General features: G+C 61.1%; 5 protein-coding genes. 1 reads left to right on the top strand and 4 read right to left on the bottom strand.

Annotation, left to right across the window (positions count from 1 at the left end):
- Positions 1–103 precede the first annotated feature (103 nt).
- The 3 genes from cpdA to ACW9JE_RS29015 form a co-directional block, all read right to left on the bottom strand.
- Positions 104–919, bottom strand: a complete 816-nt coding sequence (gene cpdA, locus ACW9JE_RS29025) for a 3',5'-cyclic-AMP phosphodiesterase (RefSeq protein ID WP_224535701.1) — start codon at positions 917–919, stop codon at positions 104–106.
- 104 nt (positions 920–1023) lie between these two features.
- Positions 1024–1476 (bottom strand): DUF1249 domain-containing protein, encoded by a 453-nt coding sequence (locus ACW9JE_RS29020; RefSeq protein WP_175375430.1) that lies wholly within the window; start codon positions 1474–1476, stop codon positions 1024–1026.
- Positions 1467–2084, bottom strand: a complete 618-nt coding sequence (locus ACW9JE_RS29015; RefSeq protein WP_224535651.1) for an NUDIX domain-containing protein — start codon at positions 2082–2084, stop codon at positions 1467–1469. Before ACW9JE_RS29015 ends, ACW9JE_RS29020 begins: the two co-directional genes overlap by 10 nt.
- A 221-nt stretch (positions 2085–2305) precedes the next feature.
- Here ACW9JE_RS29015 and ACW9JE_RS29010 point away from each other — a divergent pair, with 221 nt between their 5' ends.
- Positions 2306–3052, top strand: a complete 747-nt coding sequence (locus ACW9JE_RS29010) for an RsiV family protein (protein WP_224535648.1) — start codon at positions 2306–2308, stop codon at positions 3050–3052.
- On the opposite strand, the gene cytX is transcribed toward ACW9JE_RS29010, so the two are convergent.
- Entirely contained in the window at positions 3021–4313 is a 1293-nt protein-coding gene (cytX, locus tag ACW9JE_RS29005) for a putative hydroxymethylpyrimidine transporter CytX (protein WP_224535646.1), read from the bottom strand. The two genes, ACW9JE_RS29010 and cytX, sit on opposite strands and share 32 nt — an antisense overlap.
- Positions 4314–4425 lie beyond the last annotated feature (112 nt).

The following is a 4425-nucleotide window of genomic DNA, read 5'->3' as shown; positions in this document are numbered from 1 at the left end:
CACAAGGATCTTCAGTGAACACAAATAGTGTAAACGACGAAAAACCTGTGGGAGCGGGCTTGCCCGCGATGGCCGCGCCGATATTTTGGATATGACGACTGAATCAGTAGCCGTTGGAGCCGTAATCCACGGTGAATTCGAAACCGGTCACCCGCTCCACCCCCGTTTCCAGCTGCCCGTCCGGCAACAGGCGCAGCCAGCGATAGCCCGGCGCCTGTTCGCCCACCTTGAAATCCTCGCTGCCCGGCTCGAACTGAATGCAGGTCGAGGGCGATGCGATCAGGCGCACGTCGTTGCGAAACTGATCGATCTCCTGATGCACATGGCCCCAGAGCACGGCGCGCACCTGTGGAAAACGATCCAGCACGGCAAACAATGCATCGGGATTGCGCAGGCCGATCGGTTCCATCCAGGCACAACCGATGGATACCGGATGGTGATGGAAGCACACCAGATGATGACGCTGCGGCGCCTCGCTCAACGAACGCGCCAGCAATTGCAGTTGGTCGTCCTGCAAATACCCCGGCACCGAGCCCGGCACGGCTGAATCGAGCAACGTGACGCGCCAGTTGCCGATGTCCACCACCGACTCCAGCAAGGCACTGCCCACCACGGCTTCGGCCATGATTTGCGGTTCGTCGTGATTGCCGGGAATCCAGCGCGCCGGCGCATCCAGCTGCCGGGTCGCGTCGCGAAACTGCTGGTAGGACTCCAGCGTGCCGTCCTGGGAAAGATCGCCGGTGGCCAGAATCAGGTCGATCCGCGGCTGCTGCATGCGCACCAGTTCGATGACTTTCTGCAGGCTGTCACGGGTATTCATGCCCAACAGCGCACCGTCTGCCTCGGCAAACAGGTGGCTGTCGGAGAGTTGCACCAGCAACGCCTGATCGGCGGTGGTCAATGTGGATACGCTCGGCAAGGCGTTCTCCCAGGGCGTGATCACGGGATGGGGTCAGTGGCGCAATTATGCTGGGGGATGAGGGAAAAGGGGAATCGGCGAACCTGACGCAGTTCACAAGAACGTTAACGCACGACTTCGTACTCATGCCCCAGCGCCAGGCAATGGCTCAGCCATTCGCCCAGGAACATGTTCAGCTGGGCCTTTTCGTCAGGCTGATGCATGAAGGCGTTCGGGTAAGGATAGATGCCGCGAAAGCGTCGGGCATGTTCGGCGCTGACCACTTCGGCCATGCAGGCGTCGTGATAGACCTGCACTTCCAGTTGCGGCACCGGCAGCCAGGGCAGGCTGTGTTCCTGGCGCACTTGCAGGGTGGTGGTGTACGGACAGACCTGCAGCACTTCCAGCGCCAGCACCCCGAGCATCTGGTCGCCATGGGTCACGGCGATGCGCCGCGCCGCAGGCTCGGTGCGCATGTCCGGCAGCAGTCGCATCAGGCGCGCGTAGTTCGCCTCGCAGGATGCTTGCAACCCCGCCAGATCAACCCGATAGCGCTCGCGCAGCTTGTTTACGACCATAGCCCCCTCACTTCAACGCGGTTCAAAGCCAGCCATTGCAAGGCAATGATCGTGGCCGCGTTGGCAATACGTCCGTCGCGCACGGCTTGCAGGGCATCTTCGAACGCCCAGACCGAGACACGAATATCTTCTGCTTCTTCCTCCAGCCCATGCAGGCCGCCGACCCCGGTTGTCTGGCAACGCCCCAGGTACAGGTGTACGAATTCATCACTGCCGCCAGGGGATGGGAAATATTTGGTTATCGGCCACAGCGCCCCGAATACCACCCCAGCTTCCTCCTGCCCTTCGCGGTGAGCAACTTCTTCCGGTTGTTCATCCTTGTCGATCAGACCAGCGACCATTTCGAGCAGCCACGGATTGTCGGTCTTGCCCAGAGCGCCGACGCGAAACTGCTCGATCAGTACAACTTCATCGCGCTGCGGATCGTAAGGCAGCACACACACCGCATCGTGGCGCACGAACAATTCACGGCTGATTTCACGACTCATGCCTCCGGCGAACAATTCGTGTCGCAAGTGCACTCGATCGAGCTTGTAAAAGCCCTCGAAGCACTTTTCGCGCCGAACGATATCGACGGCGGTCGGAATGGCGTTGGCAAAATCAGTCATGTCGATCCTCGATGCTACAAATCCAATACGAGGTCTTTTTGTACAACCTCGACTTCGCGCCATCCTAACGCGCCCGCGCCGTTTGATGCAGCCCCTTTCCCGTCAGCGGGATAGACGGTGAGGACGAAACCCACTCTAATTAGCTTAGTGGCGAACTGACTGCGCTGTTGAGAGTCGAAGCGGGTAACTTTTTGCCTTTCCCTGTTTTATGAAGGACACCCATGTCGCTTTTTAAAATTGCCTCCGCGGCCGCTATCGCCCTGACCCTGGGCGCCTGCCAGAGCCTGTTTCAGCCCAACTATCGCGTGCCGCTGGAGACCACCCGCGACGCCACCGAACAGTTGAAACCAGGCTGTTCGGACCAGGATTGCCCGCTGGTGAACATCGACACCGTGCACTTTCCCGCCGAGCCTGCGCTGGACAGCATCGTCGAAAAGCGCCTGCTGCAAATGACCCGCACCTCGCCAGACGCCCCGGCCGCGCCGACGCTGGCGGCATATCGCGAGCAGTTTTTGCGCAACGCAGGTCCCAAATACAGCAGTTATCTGCAGGCGAAAGTACGCGAGCAGCATGACGGTCTGGTGATTGTCGAGTTGTCCAGCTACCTGGACACCGGCGGTGCCCATGGCACGCCGGGCCGCGGCTTCATCAACTATTCGCGCCAGGAGCACAAGGTGCTGACGCTGTCGGACATGCTGGTGCCGGGGCAGGAAGAAGCGTTCTGGAAAGCGGCGCAAGTTGCGCACAACAGCTGGTTGATCAGCACCAAGCTCGATCAGGAACCGGAGTTCGTCAAGAGCTGGCCGTTCCAGAAAACCCAGAACGTGGCGCTGACCTATGGCGGGGTGATCCTCAAGTACGAAACCAGCAGCATCGCGCCTTACGCGCTGGGCCATGTCGAACTGAAGATCCCCTACCCTCGCCTCAATGGCATCCTCAAGCCCGAGCTGTTTCCTGGCCGTAGCTGAAGGCACGACCCAGCACCAGCTGCAGCAGCCCTGCCAGGATCAATGCCGGCAGGGTTGCACCAACGTCCGGATACAGGTTGGCCAGCAGATGATAAGTGCTGATCCCGCCCAGCCAGGCCAGCAGCGCCGGCCAGCGCAATGCGGCTGACGCCACCTGGCCGCTGCGCTTGCGCAGGATGAAGTGATCCACCAGCACCACGCCGAACAGCGGCGCGAACACCGAACCGATCAGCAGCAGGAAGTTCTGGTACTGCGCCAGCGGCGCCAGCAAGGCGATCAGGGTGCAGACCACGCCGATAGCCAGCGCCAGGTGTTCGACTTTCATACGCAACAGAATCCCGCTGGACACCGCCGCCGAGTGAATGTCGGCAAAGGCGTTTTCCGACTCATCGAGCAGAATCAGCAGCAGCGGAATCCCCAGACCCGCACCGGCCAGCGCCAGCAGCAAGGCATTGACTTCACCGCTCGGCGCGAACGCCAGGGTGTAGGCCACGCCCAGGCTCATCAGCCAGAAGTTACCTATGAAGAAGCCTATGGCGGTGCCACCGAAGACGTTTTTCGCGCGCTTGCCGAAACGCGAGTAGTCGGCAATCAGCGGCAGCCACGACAGCGGCATGGCGATGGCAATGTCGAAACCCACGGCAAACGGCATCGAACCGTCACCGGCCTGGGCCCACAACGCGGCCAGGTCAGCCTTGGCGAACAGGTTCCAGGTCAGCCAGATGCACGCGGCCAGCAGCAACCAGATGCCCCACTTGCGCAGGATCTGCCGCACGAAAGTCAGCGGACCGCTGACAGCCAGCAGGGTTGCCAGACCGCCGAAGAACAGGGTCCAGAGCATCGGGTTCGACAACAGGCTGCCTTCGCTGAAGGCACGAGCGCCCAAGAGGCTGGCGGCGTCGCGCATGACGATGATTTCGAACGAGCCCCAACCGATCAGTTGCAGCAGGTTCAGCACCGCCGGCACGCTGGCGCCGTGCTTGCCGAGACTGAGCTTGAGCGCCGCCATCGACGACAGGCCGGTGTCGCTGCCGATCACGCCGACCGAAGCCAGCAACAGAACGCCGACCAGAGTGCCGAGGAAAATCGCCAGCAACGAACCGGACAGACCCAGACCGGGCGCGAGCAAGGCGCCGGTCTGCAGGACCATCAGGCCGATGCCCAGGGAGAACCACAGGGAAAACAGATCGCGGCCGCCGAAGACACGTTTGTCGGTCGGCACTGCGATGTCTGGAGAGTAAGTGCTGGGTTGAATGCTCAAGGGTGTTATCTCAGAGGGACATTTGTTGTTTTGTCACCAAATTCCTTGTGGCGAGGGGGCTTGCCCCCGTTGGGCTGCGAAGCGGCCCCAAAAATGGGACTGCTACGCAGTC

Source organism: Pseudomonas sp. SDO55104_S430, from assembly GCF_054070595.1.
Note: the sequence above shows the minus strand (reverse complement) of the source record. Positions and strands in the feature narration are given on the sequence as shown.

Coding starts and splice junctions, on each gene's coding strand:
- ACW9JE_RS29015 (WP_224535651.1), bottom strand. CDS start 2,084: ATGACTGATTTTGCCAACGCCATTCCGACCGCCGTCGATATCGTTCGG.
- ACW9JE_RS29020 (WP_175375430.1), bottom strand. CDS start 1,476: ATGGTCGTAAACAAGCTGCGCGAGCGCTATCGGGTTGATCTGGCGGGG.
- ACW9JE_RS29010 (WP_224535648.1), top strand. CDS start 2,306: ATGTCGCTTTTTAAAATTGCCTCCGCGGCCGCTATCGCCCTGACCCTG.